Raw genomic sequence first — 16473 nt, forward strand, 5'->3', positions numbered from 1 at the left:
AACATGCATATTAAAAAATGGGTTGGAGGCATCTTGTTTTTGCTGCTGTTTTGTTCGAGCACATTGCCTGCTAAAGCCGACGTACCTACTACGTATCAAAAGCGGGAGCTCCGAGCTGCCTGGATTGCAAGCGTATACAACATTGATTGGCCTTCTCAGCCTGGTCTTCCGATTGAACAGCAGAAAAAAGAGTTTACCTATTTGCTAGACGAAGTAAAAAAGATGGGGATGAATGCTGTTGTCGTTCAAATTAAACCGACCGCCGATTCCTTTTATCCGTCAAAATATGGCCCGTGGTCAGAATATTTAACCGGTACACAAGGAAAAGATCCCGGCTATGATCCTCTAGCCTTTATGGTAGACGAAGCACACAAGCGCAACTTAGAATTCCACGCATGGTTTAACCCTTACCGCATTACAATGAATCATACTGATTTAAACAAACTAGCCGATAATCATCCTGCCAAACAACATCCTGATTGGGTCGTCTCCTACGGAAAACAACTCTACTACAACCCAGGTATTCCAGAAGTAAAAAACTTTATTATTGAAGAAGTGCTCGAAGTCGTAAGAAACTATGATATTGATGCTGTTCATATGGACGACTATTTTTATCCTTACAAAATTGCAGGTCAAACGTTCCCAGATCAAAAAACATATGAAGCCTACGGTGCTCAAACGTTTTCCAATATTGAAGACTGGCGGCGTGACAATGTTAATCAGCTTGTTCGAGATTTAAATAAATCTATTAAAAAAACAAAATCGTACGTGAAATTTGGCATCAGTCCGTTCGGCGTATGGCGAAACATTGCTAATGATCCAACTGGCTCTGAGACGACTGCTGGACAAACAAACTACGATGATTTGTATGCCGATACGCGTACGTGGATTCAAAATGGATACATTGATTACATCACTCCGCAAATTTATTGGAATATCGGATTTGAACCCGCTGCTTACGATACGCTGCTCAACTGGTGGAGAGATGAAGTGCGCGGAAAGCCAGTCCACCTTTATATTGGACAAGCTGCTTACAAAATTAATAACAACGCGGTGGAAGCTTGGTCTGATCCCGATGAGTATCCAAGGCAAATTGCTCTAAATCACCAGTTTCCAGAAGTACAGGGAAGCATGCATTTTAGCCTGAAAGATTTAAACCGAAACCCGCTAGGAATAAAAGACAAGCTGCAAAACGATATTTATAAACACCCTGCGCTTATTCCAGCAATGCCTTGGCTTGATAATACGGCCCCAAAAGCACCAAAATTAAAAAACGCGGGTCCTCATACAAAAGAAGCAGCATTTGAAATTCGAGATCACCAGCAGAATGACTCCGCTTATTATGCCATTTATCGCTTTCAAGGCAATAAAAAAGGCGACATTAACAGCGCAGAAAATCTGCTGACAACGGTTCGAAAAACGGGAGAAACACAATTGTTTGTAGATCAAAATGCACTTGAAAATCAAACATACACATATGTTGTAACCTCTGTTGACCGTTTGCATAACGAAAGTGCTGTTTCCCGCACGCTTACTGTAAAAGCATCTCATTAAAAAAGGTTCTATAGCAAAATGTATGGTAGGATAAAGAAATCAAATGATGCCTTATCAAGCCATTCTGTTATAGAAAGTAGTGAAAAAAATGGAACCAAACTATGATCGCGCCTTTGGCGTATATGGAATTTGTATGCGAGATAACAAGCTGCTTGTTATTCGAAAAAACAGAGGTCCGTATATTCATCGTTTTGATTTGCCAGGCGGACAGCTAGAGCACGGTGAAACATTAACGGCAGCGATGAAAAGAGAATTTGTGGAAGAAACAGGCTTTGAGATTAATATTGTTTCTCAAGCGGGTACAACAGATTTTCAGTATCCTTGTAAGTGGAAAGAATTTACCCACGTGCATCACATCGCTGTATTCTATTACGTAGACATTGCCGGCGGTGAGCTTCTTTCCCACCCCGTACAGTTTGAAGGACAGGATTCTTTGGAAGCATTATGGATTGCACCGCAGGAACTCAACATCGATAATGCTTCGCCTCTTGTTCTAAAAGCAGTGGAATCTTTAAGCTTATTATCATGGCCTTATGAATCTCAGATTTATGATGATTGGGAGCTTAAAACCTCCGAACAATAATAATAGTGCCTATAAATTACTCCTGAATATCGTACGCTTAGCTTCTGTTTAAGTTGAAATCAGAAAATATGTTTAATTTCTTTCTAATGGTGGAACAGACAAGTAACACTACTTAATTACTAATAGAAAGGAAGATTAAAATGAGTAAAGGTTTAGGAGATAAAGTTAAAGGAAATGTATCAAAAGCTAAAGGTGAAGTAAAAGATCAAGTAGGAAATGCAACGAATAACCGCGACCTTCAGCGTGAAGGAAAAGCTGAGAAAACAAAAGGAAATGCTCAAAAAGCAGTAGGCGAAACAAAAGATACATTTAGCAATAAATAAAAAAGGACGAGCTTAATGCTCGTTCTTTTTTTATTTAATAAGCTGATTTAAGCTTTTAATGATTACGTTTGGCTGCAATTCTTTATGTTCAGCTACATTTCCTTTTCGGTTGACCCAAGCCGTTGCGAACCCGTAGTTTTTAGCACCGGCAATATCCCATGTATTCGATGACAAAAATAATACTTCTTCTCTTTTTGCGTTCATTTTATTTTTTGCATAGTGATAGCTTGCCATCGTAGGCTTGTACTGTTTGATTTCGTCTACGGAAATAACGTCTTCAAATAAATGATTCATATTGTGATAAGAAACAAGCGGATCAATCATGTGCTTAGGGCCATTCGTAAAAATAGCCAGACGATACCCTTTTTCTTTTAAATAGGCGAGCACCTCTTTGACTTCATCGTAGACATTCAGCTTCATGTAGGCACTCATCAGCATTTTTTCTTCGTGTTCCGTTAAATCAATATCATTTGCTTCTGCTGCATATTTCAGGGATTGATTTGTTAATGTATAAAAGTCAACGTACCGTCCCATCAGCTGGTATTGCATGGCATATTCAATTTGCTTCAAACGCCATAAATGGCTAATGCTTTCTCCCCGCTCCGGATACAGCTTATCACACGTTTCAATAACGGTATGTACATCAAACAGTGTTCCATATGCATCAAATAAAATCGTTTTAAATTTCATCTGTGTTCGCCTCCTTCTTTCATTTTACCCACTCGCAAAAAAACATAACGTTTTTTCTGTTAAAAAAGAGGCATATTAACAGCTGAGGTATGCTCACTTCTTATGAAAATAAAAAAAACAGCAGGTTCTCCTACTGTTTATAATCCCACACGACTTTCCATTTTCCTTTTTCACGAACAGCATACACTTTCTGCACTAAATCAAAGTTTCCATATTTCCCTTTATACGTTTGGATAACGGTCATTTCGTAAACAACAGAAAACGCTTTACGATCATTTTCCATCTTCCAGCTCTTTCTTTTTTCAACATCTTCAATGGAATAAGTAAAAGTGTCTACGCCGAAATGATTGAGAAATACGTGTGCTCGATCTTGTATGTATGCACCTTTTGTCCACTTCTTCTTCATGGATGAATGAAAAAGATCCCATGATTCCGAAAAGTTCCCTTCCTGTTCTAGCGTATAAAATTCTTTTACGGCAGATTTGGCTTGATGACTCGGAGAAAAGAATGTAAATTGAAACATCCAAACTCCCAGCGCAATAACAGAAAGAAACACAGCTACTCCTAAACTTTGCTTCAAAAGCAGTGTTTTTTTTCGATACAAGTAAAAAGCCCCTTTATCAAAAATGCAGTATACAACAGCTTATTCGATATCCAAGCTTTTTAGTCTTGCCGGACTAAACTTATCCGGCATATCTTTAAAAAAGGGATTGAGACATAAACATAAAAGATCCGAACGATTTATCGTTCGGATCTTCCTTCAACTAAACTACGTTTGTCCCAGCCTCTTTCGGCGCTATACAATGTGAAAAGCCATTTGCATGGCTGCTAAAAAGCCCACGAACACAAGGCCCGTCACGAGACCCTCTTTCCAATCTGGCCGGTCCCCTCGAACAAATTTAGCAATATCATACGATAGCATCGCTGCTAAAAAAATGGATAAGACAATATACAGCGGCTCCATCTTTTATCACCCACTATTTCTTTTCTTCAGTGTAACAACTTTTTCATAAGTATGCATGTAAGAAAAACAGCTTAAAATTCTTGACGAATGTGTGAAATTTCTCTTTTTTATGCATAAACTACTTAAAAGCGTGAAAGGAAGATGCCGTTTGTCTGCTTTTAATCCTCAGCAATTTAGCGTCACATACCGCCAAGGAAGCACGCCCACCTTTCCTTTTATTGGGCGACGCTATACGCTCACACATTCTGAACAAACAGACGATTTATTTCTTTGGATCGATGAAAAGTTTGCTGTTGATCAATTAAATGAGCAGCGAAATGAGCTTTTTGCCGAATGGCTCCACAAAGACGGTGTTGATACGCTGTATGTATACGTATTTATTGGCAATGAACAAACGGAAAAGTCCGTTCAAGCCATACGGTACGCTATTTTCAAACAGGAAATGCCTTACTTGCTAAAAGCATTGCGCTACGGTGATGCCACGTTTTTCAACGCTCACCCTGATTTAGATCGTTCCCCCATTTACGTACATTTTCATTCCAGCGACAAAGATTTTCATTCCATTCGATATTTTCAAACGCCTTCTCACTATGCCTAAGCATATGAGAAGGGATCTTTACTTCGTTAATCTCCTGTTTTCCAAACTCCATTTCTTCTAGGGTCTCCGGCTCCTTCCATTTGTTTATCTTGAAAATTAATGGTTAACGCTTGAATACCTCCATAAAAGACGTCGCTTTCCTTTGTTTCTATTCGAAACGCAGAAGGAATATTTTTGGTATTTAAATCGGGCTCTACATAAATAGTCGAATCATCAAAAATAAAGCGCGGTTCGTTTACAGCTTTTTGAAGCGATTCATTTCCTGCAAGGTTTTTAGAAAGTACCTGAGTTAAAATTTGAGGAATCCGCGTTCCGCCCGGAGAACCTATTCCCATCGCCCACTCGCCTTTTTCTCTTATAATAGTTGGAGCCGTAAAAGTTCTTGCTCTTTTTCCCGGCTCGCGATTATTCGGTTCTTTGCTTCCAAACGTATCAGCGTTGTTATTAAGAAAAAAACCGTCAACTTGTTCGCCTGTACCAAAGAAGTTACTCAACGTATTAGTTGTAGATACGACGGTTCCTTCTGAATCAATAACCACAAAATGTGTTGTACTTTCGTGTTCTTCATCGCCTTCACCTGAAGAACGTGTCGGGTGATTGACCAAGTTTGTTATATAATCATCACTGACTAATTCACTTGAGTTTTGATTATGAAAGTCTGGATCTCCAATTTGTTTTAACCGGTCGGAGTAAGCTGCCTTTTTAATTCTGTTCATCTTTTCGTAATATTCTTTATCAGGCATTGTTTCAAGATTTTCTTTCTCTGCCATTTTTAACATTTGAATCAGTGTAATTCCGGAAAAAGGCGGAGGCGCTGAAATCACTTCACTTCCATTGTAAGTTGAAACGACAGGCTTGATTTCTGTCACTTGATAGGAAGATAGGTCTTTTTTAGAAATAGGCGTTGCATCAGCAAGATCTTGTGCCACATCTCCTTTATAAAATGCAGACGCACCTTCTCGCTGAATTTTGATTAGCGTTTTAGCTAACACGGGCTGTGACAGTGTTTCTCCTTCTTCGATTGCTTCTCCCTTTGGATAAAAAGCGGATAGATCGTCTACATCCATCCTTCCTCTAGAGTAATACAATCGAGACGATAAAAGAGAGTCTACTTTAAACCCTTTTTCAGCGTATTCAACAGCCGGCTGAATCAAATCACTCATTGATTTTGTACCATACTTCTGCTGAATATATTCCATACCAGCGACAAATCCCGGCACGCCGTTTTTACCACTCATAGAAGTTGGAGCGGTTTCCCGGTAATCGATAAAAGTAGCAGGCTGATCTTTTTTGGCAATCAGCATACCTCCACCTCCGCCAATTCCAGATCCAAAAGGTTCTACTACGTTAAGGGCATACGAAATTGCAATGGCCGCATCTACTGCATTCCCGCCTTCTTTTAAGACGTCCATCCCTACATTTGCTGCAAGAGAATTAGATGAACTCACACCATAAGAATGATCATTATTTTTTTTAAGCAGCTTTTTAGGACTCAGGTCTGTACTTGATTGAGTCATAAAAAAAGCGGCTATAACGCTAATTAATAATAAAAAAGCAATAATATTAAACAACAGTAATTTTTTATTCACATATTACCCTCCATTTTTACTCATATGTATATTTTGTGAAGCGCTTTCATTTTTATCCATACATTACATTGCACACAAAAAAGACATCGTCTAGGACGATGCCTTTTTGTTACTACATAAGATTTATTTTCCAGCAGCTGCCGCAGCGTCATTTACTGCATCTGTAGCAGCTGATTTTGTTTGTTCAATCATTTTTACGTTATTTTCAATTTTTTGCTGTTCATCTGTTGAAAGAGTAGCCGGATGTTTTAAAGCTCCAAGTCCTGCTACTACTCCTGCTACAATAGCAATTGGTCCTACAATCCCTACGATTCGTTTTGCGATCATTTTCTATTCCTCCAATTAAGTTAGTCTGTACTTTTTTCCCATAAACCGTGGCGGCGCGGATCAGCGTCACCTTGAATTTTGTTTTTCTTTAAGTCTTTCACAAGTGCTTGAACGCCTCCGTAAAACATCGCGTTATCATTGTTTTTTAAATCATAGCCGTACGTTTTTAAACCATCTTTCGTTGACTGTTTAAGCTTAGCTTCTGAATAAAACTTATGAGAATCAAAAATGACACGCTTGTTTTCTACTGCGTTTTTAATGGAATCTTTGTCTTCAAAATAATCCCCAATTACTTGCGTTAACACTTGAGGAATGCGATTTCCTCCCGGTGTGCCAATGGACATTACCCATTCATCACCTTCACGAATAATGGTAGGAGCTGTAAATGTTCTTGGACGCTTACCAGGTTGACGCTTATTAATTCCTTCCCCAAACGTATTGAGCGTATTATTTAAAAAGAATCCATCTACATATTCACCGCTGCCGAAGAAATTACTCAGCGTATTCGTTGTTGATACAACGGTTCCTTCACCGTCCATGACAACAAAATGAGTGGTACTTTCATGTTCTTCGACGTCGCTTACTTTGGTATGATCTGTTTCAGTATTATTTAATTTATTACGAAGTAAATGCACGTAATGATCGTCGATCCAATCATTTGGCGTTTCTTTTATAAAAGCCGGATCAGCAATTTTTTTCAAGCGGTCTTGATAAGCTACTTTTGAAATTTGACCAAGAAAATGATAATAAAGACTAGGATGCGATTCCTTCAGTTTCCAAATATCTTCTTGATCCGTCATTTTTAACATTTGAATAAGCGTAGCACCAGCAAAAGGCGGAGGTGCTGAAATAATTTGATGACCTTTATAATTCGTTGATAGAGGTTTGCGTTCAACAGGCGCATACTTTCGCAAGTCTTTGTGACTTACTTTTGTTTCTTCTGTAATATCGTCTGCAATCTTCCCTCTATAAAAAGCATTTGGCCCTTCTTCCTTAATCTTTTGCAGGGTGTTCGCTAATTCATGCTGTTTGACAATTTCACCTGTGTTAATGGCGTCCTTATCTGGATAAAAGCTAGGAATTTCATCTTCATTCACATTACCTTTGTATGAAACCAGCCTATCGTGCAAATCTTTGTCCACTTTATACCCATTCTCAGCATAGTTAATGGCCGGGTCGATTAGTTTGCTCATCGACATAGATCCGTAGTGGTGCTGAATATAATCCATACCAGCAACGAACCCTGGTACGCCAATCTCATCTTCTTTATCATTCTTAGGTGCAATTTCTCGGTAGTCAATAAATGTTGGAGAGGCATCTGCTGGATTAATCAGCATTCCGCCGCCTCCCCCAAGTCCTGATCCGTACGGTTCCACAACACCAAGCGTGTAGGAAATGGCAATAGCTGCATCAACTGCTGTACCGCCTTGTTTAAGAATTTCCATACCTACTTTTGTGGCGCGAGGATCTGAAGTACTTACTGCATATTCTTGTTTTGGAAACATAAATTGATAAACACATACACCTACTATGAGTGAAAAGATGACAATGGAAACAATAATCGTATTACGTTTATTTATCATCTTTTACCTCCTCTGTGTATGACGGGCTATTAGTTAGCTTGCGCTTCGTTCTTTTTGCGCTCCTCTGCATGTTTTATAATGCGAGAATGATCTAAGTTTAATTCAAACTTGTTTCGTTCTTTTTCTAACAGTTCAGGGTTTGAAGAAAACTTGTTTAAATCGTTATAAATACGCTTCATGCGCCAAGGGTTATCTGTTGGAGTTGGTGTACCTGCTTTAATAACCATTGGAATAACATCAATTTTAGCTTGGCCCTGCTTGTTTAAATGATACTGAACCATCGCTGTATTTTTTGTACTTGACCACCCCTGGTCAAAAATAAAGTTTCCTAAGCTATAGAAAATAACCGAACCTTTATATACGTCATATGACTGTAGAACGTGCGGATGGTGACCAATGATAATGTCCGCACCAGCGTCTACCATCGCTTTTGCTAGTCCTTCTTGACGAGGACTTGGCTGTGCATCGTATTCTTCACCCCAGTGGGCATTTACTACAACTAAATCAGCATTTGCTTTCGCTTGCTGAATCGTGCTGAAAATAAGATCCGGATCTGCTTTTAAAATACCTGGGTTGTTTTTTCCAGCGGACATTCCGTCTGAATGTACATCCGTAAACCCTACGGTTGCAATGCGGATACCGTCAGCATCTTTATAAGAAATATGTTTTGCTTCTTCAGAGTTACGGCCAGCACCAACAAAATCTAATTTGTTTGCTTCAAAAGTAGAGATCGTATCTTCTAACCCTTTTGCACTGTAGTCCATTGAATGGTTGTTCGCTAAGTTTAATACATCGAAACCTGCATTTTTAACAGTCGCTAGATCAGCAGGCTTACTATATAAATGAATACCTTTTTCCATTGCTTTATATGAATCTACGTCATTTGTTAAAATCGGTGTTTCGTAGTTCCCGCTTACGTAATCCGAATTTTTAAAGAACGGCTCCACGTTGCGGAATACAAAATCTTCTCCGTAGCGTTCAGTTACTTCTCTTACATGGCGACCCATCATAATGTCTCCGACCATAGTCATCGTTAAATCATTATTGGCCTCTGGATTAGCCGTCTCAGGGTTTTCAAGAGCATCCGAACGCTCCATCCATCCTGAAAGAGCTAAAATTACGATTAAAATTGGCGTTAAGATAAGAGCTTGCTTGCCCGTTGTAGGCTTTGTTTTCTTTATAAACATCAATACTTTTTCTTGAAAGTTTAATTTTTTCTCTTTCAACGCTTTCACCTTCCTTTACCAGCTGCGGTTTGTTTGTGTATTAAAATAAATAATAAACTTGCATAATTCCAAATGTTACACCACTTAATAAAACCGTTGTTCCAACTGTTAAAGGAAGACCTTGCTTTTGCATTGTATTTGCAATTAAGCCCGGTACAATGATACCAATTCCGCGTAATTCAAACACTTCAAACGGCAAGATCGGGAAGAAATAATCAAATGCAACTTTAATCACAATACCCGTAATTAACATCGCTGTAAATTTGCGACGTCCATATAAAATAACTACTTTTGAGATTCCGTACACGACAATAACATACGTTAAAATACTAATTAAGAAAATCATTAAAATGGTAATTGGCTGATCAAATACAAGCGCTAAATACCCCGGTACGATAAGACCGGCTGGCAATACGCCCGTTTTTTCTGTAAAAATTAAGCTTAGTGTAACCCCTAACACAAGGGCAATATATAAATCTGATCCGAACATGAAATGGCCTCCTAGATTAAACTGCTTTTCTCATCTTTTTCATTTCAATAATAGCTTCAACAAGCGGCTCGGCTGAACCGTGGATATTTCCGACACCGTATACGATACGATCTTTTAAATAAGGCTTCATGCGCTCTAAAATTTCTTCTGTAGAAGCGCCTTCCATATCCCAGAATTCTTTTGTTGGCAATTCGCCTCTTTGATATGCTGCAGCGATTGGTGAGGTCGTCTGACCAATTGCAATCATTACGTCCGCTTCAATGTATGGCATTACATCTTCAGCAAATTGCTCCGTGCGATCTACACGGTCCGGACGGCAGTTCATAATGACAATAGGAAGCTTTTCGCTATAGTTCATTGAATCTACACGTTCCCAGATACGAAGCGTGGAAGAAGCATCGTTGGCAGCAAATCCATTTACTAAAAATGCTGGATTTTTTTCATCGCCAAACGTTGTAATTCTCATAGCTCCTGGGTCAGGCTGAGCATTTAACATTCCTCTCATCGCTGTTTCAGCATCGATACCAAGTGCTTCTGCTACTGCTAAACCGATGGAAGCATTATCAGGGAAAACCATATAATCAAATTCACGTAAATACGCTTCAGATACTTTATCATTGTCAGCTACAATAACTTTTGTGTTGCGCTCTGCGGCTATTTTTTTATAGTATTCCAAATATGGACCTTCAATTGTAACAAGGTGGCCATCATAAGGAATAGTAGCAGTGAACGCTTGAGCAACTTCATCTAGAGTTGGACCCATTACATCCATGTGATCTTCTAGTACGTTTACAATAACGCCTACCTTGGCTTGAATCAGCTGATTTTGGAATGTGATTTGATAATCGGGCTGTACAGCCATACATTCACAAATAAGAGCTTCCGCGCCAATATCGGCAACTTCATTTACCACTCGTCGCTGTTCTCCAATGTTCGGACCTTCTTTACGACGAATAATTGGTTCTTCTTCACTTGTATGCCAGTAGATCATACGCGCTTGTGTTCCTGTCGTTTTCCCTACTGTTTTGTAACCTGCTTCTTTTACAATACCTGTAATCAATCGTGTAACGGTGGATTTTCCGCGAATACCATTAACATTCACTCGTACAGGAATTGAATGCAGCTTGCGTAAATGTCTGCGATACTCCCAAACGCCATACCCTACTAAAAATAGGCAGCATAGGATAATTAAGATCATGTTTCATTCTTCTCCTTCCAAACTTCTCCTGTTGGATACGTTATGAATGCTTTTGATTCATAATGATAGATATACGATTTCATAGTTTCACTCCCTTTATATATGTATGGGAGCTAATCAATTAACAGCGCTAGCATGCTGCTAAAACACCTGCTTTGAAAAATGGACTCGAGTACCAATTTCAACAGCTCTAAAACTATCATCTGCGCTCATTAGTGGTCAATAGCTCAAATGTTATATATTCTTACAATTCCGATTGTCTATTTACAGAATTAAAAACTCATCGTTTTATTTAAAATTTACAGAATAGGTCTAAAGTTTATTTACCTAGAAAAATCCCATCGATACCTTTTTTTACCATAACAACAGGAATATTTTATACATCACTCTTACAATTAACACACGGAAATATTACGTAATTAAAAATTTCTTAACTTTAGAAAACGTTTTGTAATATAAAGGTGGGATAAAAAATATTTTATCCCATTAATTCCTTTTTATGGATATACCAATTGAATTTGTCTAACAACCGTACTTGTAAGGATGATAGTTAGATATAAAAGTAAGAAAAATACATTTTTTTATCATTTTATGCTTACATTTAACTTACTTAAATAGAAAGGACATTAAATATTTTTTTCTAATTATATAAGCATTTAGACTCCATATACTCCTAGTTCTTTTGTTGTTATTTTATAGATTTCCTTTATTTAATAATCAATTCAGTAAATCTAAATCTCTTGACTATGGCCTCTTTTCCTATTTTTATTTCAATATTTTCTGAATCTTTCTACCGATAAAGGCATCTTTCGTCCGTTAAGATTGCCTAGAAAAATGCATGATTTCTCACTTTTTTGGCATATGATGTTATCATAAAAAGAAGAAGTATCATCAAAAGGAGGAAAACAATGGTTGATACAATCCTTTATTTTCTATTTTCTTTTTGCTATATTGTCCTGTTTTTCTTTAGCATATATGTAGTACGAAAAAACACTTCGCCGTTTTACATGCTTTTTCTTCCTTTAGTAATAGCTGGACTAATTTACGATAATGTAATGATTGGGATTGGTTCATTTATTGGTGAAGGCGATACTTTACGTTCACTCAGCATGCTTCGATTTTGGTTTCACGCTTTATTTACCCCTACTCTGGTGCTCTTTGCGTATGGCGTAGCAAAATATTCGACGATTACATGGGCTAAAAAACCTGTTGCCGGCATTCTTTTTTTGCTAACTACGTTTGCCTTAATTAGCTATGAAATAATCGAGACGATTAGTCAGCGCATGGAAGTTGTACGCGAATATGGCATTGTTCGCTATACATTAGTGGGATCATCCGGTCCCCCTCTTATGGTTCTCATTGTGGCGATTATTTTGCTTTTTGTTGGAATTTCCTTATTTCGCAAGACGCGATGGAGCAGTATGATGATTGGAGTAGCCGTGATGATTGTAGGAAGTGCCGTGTCAATTCCTATACCAAGCACAGCCGTAACAAATACGTTTGAGCTTATTTTTATCTTCTCTTTATTTTTAACTCAGCGTCATTTAGTGAAAATACATTAAAAAGAAGCGATTCCCTTGCTTCTTTTTTTTATATTTGATATCTTTTACCTAACGACCGTTAGTTAGATTGAGGAGGAGCTTTTCTTGAGTGAATTATCAACTGTAGAAAAAATTAGAGCTGCAGCAATGGAGCTCTTTGGAGAAAAAGGCTATACAGAAACATCGCTTGCTGATATCTCATCAAAAGTAGGCATAAAAAAACCTTCCCTGTACGCTCATTTTAAGAACAAAGACGACTTATTTTTACTAACCGTGCATGATTTAATGAATTTATTTTTAACAAAGTTATCTGTTATATACGAACAGCATAAAACAAAGTCTGCTAAAGAACAGCTTCACTGCTTTGTTGTAGATTTCTGCACGATGATTGAAAAAGATTCTTTTGGTCAGATGTACCGTCGTCTTATTTTATTTCCACCTGAACATTTACAGTCGGAAGTAAAAGCTATTTTTTTAAGAAGCGAACGATTGTCTGATCAAATTCTGCATGCTATTTTTACACAGGGAATGGCTGAAGGCGAAATAATTGAACGTCCGATTGATTTGTATATCAATAGCTTTTATTGTTTAACCGACGGACTGTTCATTCAGCGCTTTTATTATGAACCAGAGTATTATGACCAAAAAATCCACGATGCTTGGACGATATTTTGGGAAGGCATACGTGCTAAATAGGCCCTGTAAAAAGGGCTTATTATTATGCAAGGAGGAATTAAAATGGCTTGGATTTACCTTATTATCGCTGGTTTGCTCGAAATTGTATGGGCAATCGGCTTAAAATATTCACATGGATTTACCGAATTAACTCCAACAATCATTACGATCGTCACAATTGTCATCAGCTTTTATTTCTTTTCAAATGCCTTAAAAAAAATTGCTGTCGGAACAGCTTATGCAGTATTTACTGGTATAGGAGCTGCTGGCACAGCGATACTTGGAATGACCGTTTTAGACGAAGGAGCAAATATTGGAAAGATTTTATTTTTAGGATTAATGATCTTTGGAATCGTTGGTTTAAAGTTAATTTCTACTGAAGAAACAGAAAGAGAGGAATCTTAACATGGCTTGGATTGCATTAATAGCTGCTGGTTTTTGCGAAGTGGGATTTGTGATTTTTTTAAAACTTTCTGATGGGTTTAAGCGGCTGGTTCCTTCCATTGGATTTATCCTTTTTGGTGCAGGAAGCTTTTATCTTCTCTCCTTAGCATTAAAGGAGATACCTATTGGAACAGCTTACGGCATATGGACGGGGGTAGGAGCTGCCGGAAGCGTACTTCTTGGCATGCTTTTCTTTCATGAAGCAAAAGATATGCGTCGAATTTTATTTATTTTTTGTATTGTAGCAGGTGTAATCGGCCTTAAAATCACTGGATAATGGTGTACTACTTCCTTTCTTTTCATGCTATACTAAACTTGTAAACACTTTCAAAAAATAGGAGACGATGACAATGAACCTTGGGTTTGGAGAAATTGCCTTAATTGTATTTGTCGCTCTATTGCTTTTTGGCCCGAAGAAACTTCCGGAATTAGGGAAAGCTGCCGGAAAAACGTTAAAAGAGTTTAAAAACGCTACAAAAGGAATTATGGAAGAAGACGAAAAAGAAAAAGCCCCTCCTAAATAAGAGGCTTATATCTCTTTTAAAAGCTGACTCAAACGTTTGAGTCAGCTTCTTTGTGGTGAGAATATACTGAAATTCGATTTCGACCCGTACGCTTTGCCTCATATAAAGCCTGATCTGCTCCATGGACAATTGAAATCGGCGGTATGTTTTCGGATGGAACGACTGTCATTATTCCAACACTGATTGTGATACACTTAAACACGTCAGAAGCTTGATGGATAATTCCACGGTGCTCCACTTGCTGTCTAATAGCTTCTGCCATTTTTATCGCTTCATATTGATTAGCTCGAGGAAGCAATATACCAAACTCTTCGCCTCCGTATCTTGCGACAAAAGCCGATTCTTCAAAGACAACGCTTTTAGCAATATTCGCTACTTCTTTTAAGCATTCGTCTCCTTGAATATGGCCATAGGTATCGTTATACGCTTTAAAATAATCAATATCAAATAAGAGAAAAGAAAGCGGTTCTTTTTCTTTCTGTGCGTATTCCCACTCAATTTCCAGCTGTTTATCAAGAGATCGGCGGTTGTTCAGACCCGTTAAGCCATCTTTCATGGACAGCATTTCAAGCTTTTTATTGGCTTTGCGAAGATCACACTCAGCCTTCTTTTTCTCCGTAATATCTCGATATTCCCAATAGTGGCCAATATACACATGACCTTCATAGATTGGAATGTAGTCACGCGCATAAATTTTACCGTTAATAAACGTAATTTCTTCATCTACTATTGACTCTTTTGAATAAACGGTGCTTTCTACCGTTTTTAAAAACCTAGCAGGATCTTTCAACATAGGAGCGTGAGATAAAAACAGCTGATTACTTTTCAATCCAACGTATTGATGAGGAGGTCCGGGTATATCAAACATGTCACAAAAAGTTTGATTAATAACGGCTACTTCGCGCTCTGGCGTTTCAATCATGGTGCCTGTCTTTGCATTTTGAACCATAACCGAGAACATTTTAGACAGTTTTTTATGCTGACTTGTCGTTACTCGAGATACATATATATATCTGCCTACCAGATACACTAAACACCCACCTATAAAAGAAGCAGGCAGTAAATAGACGATAATTGTAGCAGCGTGCTTGATATCTTTAAAAAGAAAGGACAGTGAGAAAAATACGCAAAGCAAGCTGATAGAATTCATTAATTGAAAACGAATAAATGGACGATAAGGTAAGCGAACCGCCCACCCAGACAGTAAAGCCATTACGATAATTGCAGCAGCGCCTATTATTCCGCTTGCCGTAATTCCAAACAAAAGCAGACGCATTACCCCTATAATACAAGCCGCAATGATAGCCGGTACTATTCCTGCATAAAGACAAACAATTGTCACTGCTAAAAAGCGAAGGTCAAGAATAATAGTAGAATCTATTTTAATTGTATATACCATTAAAATGCTGCCTAATAGTCCGTAAGAACATCCGTAATAAATTAAACGATACATTTTGTACCGTTTTATTCCTTCTATTCTATAAATGATTTGCTCTCGAACTATACTCGCAGCAAACATGAAAGAAATAATTAACGTGATATTAAAGAGAAGTTGACTCACTTTATTCTTCACCTCTTTCCAAAAAGCTAAAACAAAAAACAATAGGCTTCTTACCTTACATATTTTTTACTGCCGCTTTTTTATAAATCGTACTGTTTGATTTATCGAACAGCACGATTTCTTCCTTCATTAAATAAAACTCTTCTATCCTCTATTCGTCGCCGACAATCCTTTCTATATAAAGAGTGATTATCTTCCTTTTACACAAGAAATTCTACTTGTTAGTATACTACTAAACTCTATTCTTACACATCACCTTTTACCTTTTTTAAAATATTTATCCATTTTCTATTTTTTGTATTTTTTACTGTAAGGTACGTAGTCGAACTGCAACAAAAATAAAAAAAGAGCGTCGATACAACGAGCGCTCTTTTTTATTTTTGGCGTAAAAATTCCCAAAGTCCTGGCGTTTTGGAAAAATCAAACGTCTTAACAGCGGAAAGAATTTTAATCTTTAAATCTTGCTTTACGTCTTCTCTCTCATGCAGTGAAAAGCTTTGGACAGCTTTATTTAGTTTTGGTTCCAGCTTTTTTAATAGACGCCTTGACGCCTCTTCATCTCCAGCTTTCACTTTATTTACAAGCTCATATAGAGTTTCCATT

At 37.8% G+C, this 16473-nt stretch carries 20 protein-coding genes; 9 read left to right on the forward strand and 11 right to left on the reverse strand.

What is annotated here, in order from left to right:
- The first annotated feature begins 3 nt into the window (after window positions 1-3).
- From ACFX40_RS04015 to ACFX40_RS04025, 3 genes are all read left to right on the forward strand, one after another.
- On the forward strand, window positions 4-1554 hold the full coding sequence (locus tag ACFX40_RS04015; RefSeq protein ID WP_060746584.1) for a glycoside hydrolase family 10-like protein: 1551 nt from the start codon (window positions 4-6) through the stop codon (window positions 1552-1554).
- Window positions 1555-1642: 88 nt separating this feature from the next.
- Window positions 1643-2137: an NUDIX hydrolase gene (locus tag ACFX40_RS04020; RefSeq protein WP_098248578.1), complete on the forward strand. Its 495-nt coding sequence runs from the start codon at window positions 1643-1645 to the stop codon at window positions 2135-2137.
- 140 nt (window positions 2138-2277) lie between these two features.
- Window positions 2278-2460: a CsbD family protein gene (locus ACFX40_RS04025; RefSeq protein ID WP_013082019.1), complete on the forward strand. Its 183-nt coding sequence runs from the start codon at window positions 2278-2280 to the stop codon at window positions 2458-2460.
- A 30-nt stretch (window positions 2461-2490) separates the two neighbouring features.
- Here the strand turns inward: ACFX40_RS04025 and ACFX40_RS04030 are convergent, their stop codons facing one another.
- The 3 genes from ACFX40_RS04030 to ACFX40_RS04040 form a co-directional block, all read right to left on the reverse strand.
- Complete coding sequence (locus ACFX40_RS04030) at window positions 2491-3150, reverse strand: haloacid dehalogenase type II (protein WP_013082018.1); 660 nt, start codon at window positions 3148-3150, stop codon at window positions 2491-2493.
- A 130-nt stretch (window positions 3151-3280) separates the two neighbouring features.
- Window positions 3281-3754, reverse strand: coding sequence for a hypothetical protein (locus ACFX40_RS04035; protein ID WP_028407692.1), 474 nt, complete (start codon window positions 3752-3754; stop codon window positions 3281-3283).
- 192 nt (window positions 3755-3946) lie between these two features.
- The gene (locus tag ACFX40_RS04040) at window positions 3947-4114 is read right to left on the reverse strand and encodes a hypothetical protein (RefSeq protein WP_013055713.1); all 168 of its coding nucleotides are present in this window, start codon (window positions 4112-4114) and stop codon (window positions 3947-3949) included.
- Between the two features lie 148 nt (window positions 4115-4262).
- Between ACFX40_RS04040 and ACFX40_RS04045 the strand changes: the two genes are divergently transcribed.
- The gene (locus ACFX40_RS04045) at window positions 4263-4712 is read left to right on the forward strand and encodes a staygreen family protein (protein ID WP_136790233.1); all 450 of its coding nucleotides are present in this window, start codon (window positions 4263-4265) and stop codon (window positions 4710-4712) included.
- A 26-nt stretch (window positions 4713-4738) separates the two neighbouring features.
- Here the strand turns inward: ACFX40_RS04045 and ACFX40_RS04050 are convergent, their stop codons facing one another.
- From ACFX40_RS04050 to pgsB, 6 genes are all read right to left on the reverse strand, one after another.
- Window positions 4739-6301, reverse strand: coding sequence for a gamma-glutamyltransferase family protein (locus tag ACFX40_RS04050; protein WP_377254261.1), 1563 nt, complete (start codon window positions 6299-6301; stop codon window positions 4739-4741).
- 123 nt (window positions 6302-6424) lie between these two features.
- Entirely contained in the window at window positions 6425-6628 is a 204-nt protein-coding gene (locus tag ACFX40_RS04055; RefSeq protein WP_013082014.1) for a CapE family protein, read from the reverse strand.
- 20 nt (window positions 6629-6648) lie between these two features.
- Window positions 6649-8211 carry a gamma-glutamyltransferase family protein gene (locus ACFX40_RS04060; protein ID WP_098525463.1) on the reverse strand — a complete coding sequence of 521 codons (1563 nt, stop codon included), beginning with the start codon at window positions 8209-8211 and terminating at the stop codon, window positions 6649-6651.
- A gap of 29 nt (window positions 8212-8240) precedes the next feature.
- The gene (locus ACFX40_RS04065) at window positions 8241-9437 is read right to left on the reverse strand and encodes a CapA family protein (RefSeq protein ID WP_013082012.1); all 1197 of its coding nucleotides are present in this window, start codon (window positions 9435-9437) and stop codon (window positions 8241-8243) included.
- A gap of 40 nt (window positions 9438-9477) precedes the next feature.
- The gene (gene pgsC, locus ACFX40_RS04070; RefSeq protein WP_013055707.1) at window positions 9478-9927 is read right to left on the reverse strand and encodes a poly-gamma-glutamate biosynthesis protein PgsC; all 450 of its coding nucleotides are present in this window, start codon (window positions 9925-9927) and stop codon (window positions 9478-9480) included.
- 16 nt (window positions 9928-9943) lie between these two features.
- On the reverse strand, window positions 9944-11125 hold the full coding sequence (gene pgsB / locus ACFX40_RS04075; protein WP_016763263.1) for a poly-gamma-glutamate synthase PgsB: 1182 nt from the start codon (window positions 11123-11125) through the stop codon (window positions 9944-9946).
- A 908-nt stretch (window positions 11126-12033) separates the two neighbouring features.
- Here pgsB and ACFX40_RS04080 point away from each other — a divergent pair.
- From ACFX40_RS04080 to ACFX40_RS04100, 5 genes are all read left to right on the forward strand, one after another.
- Window positions 12034-12687 (forward strand): hypothetical protein, encoded by a 654-nt coding sequence (locus ACFX40_RS04080; protein WP_028407688.1) that lies wholly within the window; start codon window positions 12034-12036, stop codon window positions 12685-12687.
- An 84-nt stretch (window positions 12688-12771) separates the two neighbouring features.
- Window positions 12772-13362 carry a TetR/AcrR family transcriptional regulator gene (locus tag ACFX40_RS04085; protein WP_014461312.1) on the forward strand — a complete coding sequence of 197 codons (591 nt, stop codon included), beginning with the start codon at window positions 12772-12774 and terminating at the stop codon, window positions 13360-13362.
- A 42-nt stretch (window positions 13363-13404) separates the two neighbouring features.
- Window positions 13405-13746 carry a quaternary ammonium compound efflux SMR transporter SugE gene (sugE, locus tag ACFX40_RS04090; RefSeq protein ID WP_014461313.1) on the forward strand — a complete coding sequence of 114 codons (342 nt, stop codon included), beginning with the start codon at window positions 13405-13407 and terminating at the stop codon, window positions 13744-13746.
- A 1-nt stretch (window position 13747) separates the two neighbouring features.
- Window positions 13748-14062, forward strand: coding sequence for a DMT family transporter (locus ACFX40_RS04095; protein ID WP_028407687.1), 315 nt, complete (start codon window positions 13748-13750; stop codon window positions 14060-14062).
- Between the two features lie 73 nt (window positions 14063-14135).
- Complete coding sequence (locus tag ACFX40_RS04100; RefSeq protein ID WP_013055701.1) at window positions 14136-14309, forward strand: twin-arginine translocase TatA/TatE family subunit; 174 nt, start codon at window positions 14136-14138, stop codon at window positions 14307-14309.
- Between the two features lie 28 nt (window positions 14310-14337).
- Here the strand turns inward: ACFX40_RS04100 and ACFX40_RS04105 are convergent, their stop codons facing one another.
- Complete coding sequence (locus ACFX40_RS04105; RefSeq protein WP_244299993.1) at window positions 14338-15870, reverse strand: diguanylate cyclase domain-containing protein; 1533 nt, start codon at window positions 15868-15870, stop codon at window positions 14338-14340.
- A 374-nt stretch (window positions 15871-16244) separates the two neighbouring features.
- Window positions 16245-16472, reverse strand: coding sequence for a helix-turn-helix domain-containing protein (locus tag ACFX40_RS04110; RefSeq protein ID WP_025749662.1), 228 nt, complete (start codon window positions 16470-16472; stop codon window positions 16245-16247).
- Between the last annotated feature and the right edge of the window lies 1 nt (window position 16473).

Origin of the sequence: Priestia sp. YIM B13552, from assembly GCF_042787775.1 — a bacterium.
GTDB lineage: Bacteria > Bacillota > Bacilli > Bacillales > Bacillaceae_H > Priestia > Priestia megaterium_E.

Coding starts and splice junctions, on each gene's coding strand:
- ACFX40_RS04110 (WP_025749662.1), bottom strand. CDS start 16,472: ATGGAAACTCTATATGAGCTTGTAAATAAAGTGAAAGCTGGAGATGAA.
- ACFX40_RS04100 (WP_013055701.1), top strand. CDS start 14,136: ATGAACCTTGGGTTTGGAGAAATTGCCTTAATTGTATTTGTCGCTCTA.
- ACFX40_RS04025 (WP_013082019.1), top strand. CDS start 2,278: ATGAGTAAAGGTTTAGGAGATAAAGTTAAAGGAAATGTATCAAAAGCT.
- ACFX40_RS04015 (WP_060746584.1), top strand. CDS start 4: ATGCATATTAAAAAATGGGTTGGAGGCATCTTGTTTTTGCTGCTGTTT.
- ACFX40_RS04060 (WP_098525463.1), bottom strand. CDS start 8,211: ATGATAAATAAACGTAATACGATTATTGTTTCCATTGTCATCTTTTCA.
- ACFX40_RS04040 (WP_013055713.1), bottom strand. CDS start 4,114: ATGGAGCCGCTGTATATTGTCTTATCCATTTTTTTAGCAGCGATGCTA.
- ACFX40_RS04055 (WP_013082014.1), bottom strand. CDS start 6,628: ATGATCGCAAAACGAATCGTAGGGATTGTAGGACCAATTGCTATTGTA.
- ACFX40_RS04020 (WP_098248578.1), top strand. CDS start 1,643: ATGGAACCAAACTATGATCGCGCCTTTGGCGTATATGGAATTTGTATG.
- pgsC (WP_013055707.1), bottom strand. CDS start 9,927: ATGTTCGGATCAGATTTATATATTGCCCTTGTGTTAGGGGTTACACTA.
- ACFX40_RS04030 (WP_013082018.1), bottom strand. CDS start 3,150: ATGAAATTTAAAACGATTTTATTTGATGCATATGGAACACTGTTTGAT.
- pgsB (WP_016763263.1), bottom strand. CDS start 11,125: ATGATCTTAATTATCCTATGCTGCCTATTTTTAGTAGGGTATGGCGTT.
- ACFX40_RS04095 (WP_028407687.1), top strand. CDS start 13,748: ATGGCTTGGATTGCATTAATAGCTGCTGGTTTTTGCGAAGTGGGATTT.
- ACFX40_RS04080 (WP_028407688.1), top strand. CDS start 12,034: ATGGTTGATACAATCCTTTATTTTCTATTTTCTTTTTGCTATATTGTC.
- sugE (WP_014461313.1), top strand. CDS start 13,405: ATGGCTTGGATTTACCTTATTATCGCTGGTTTGCTCGAAATTGTATGG.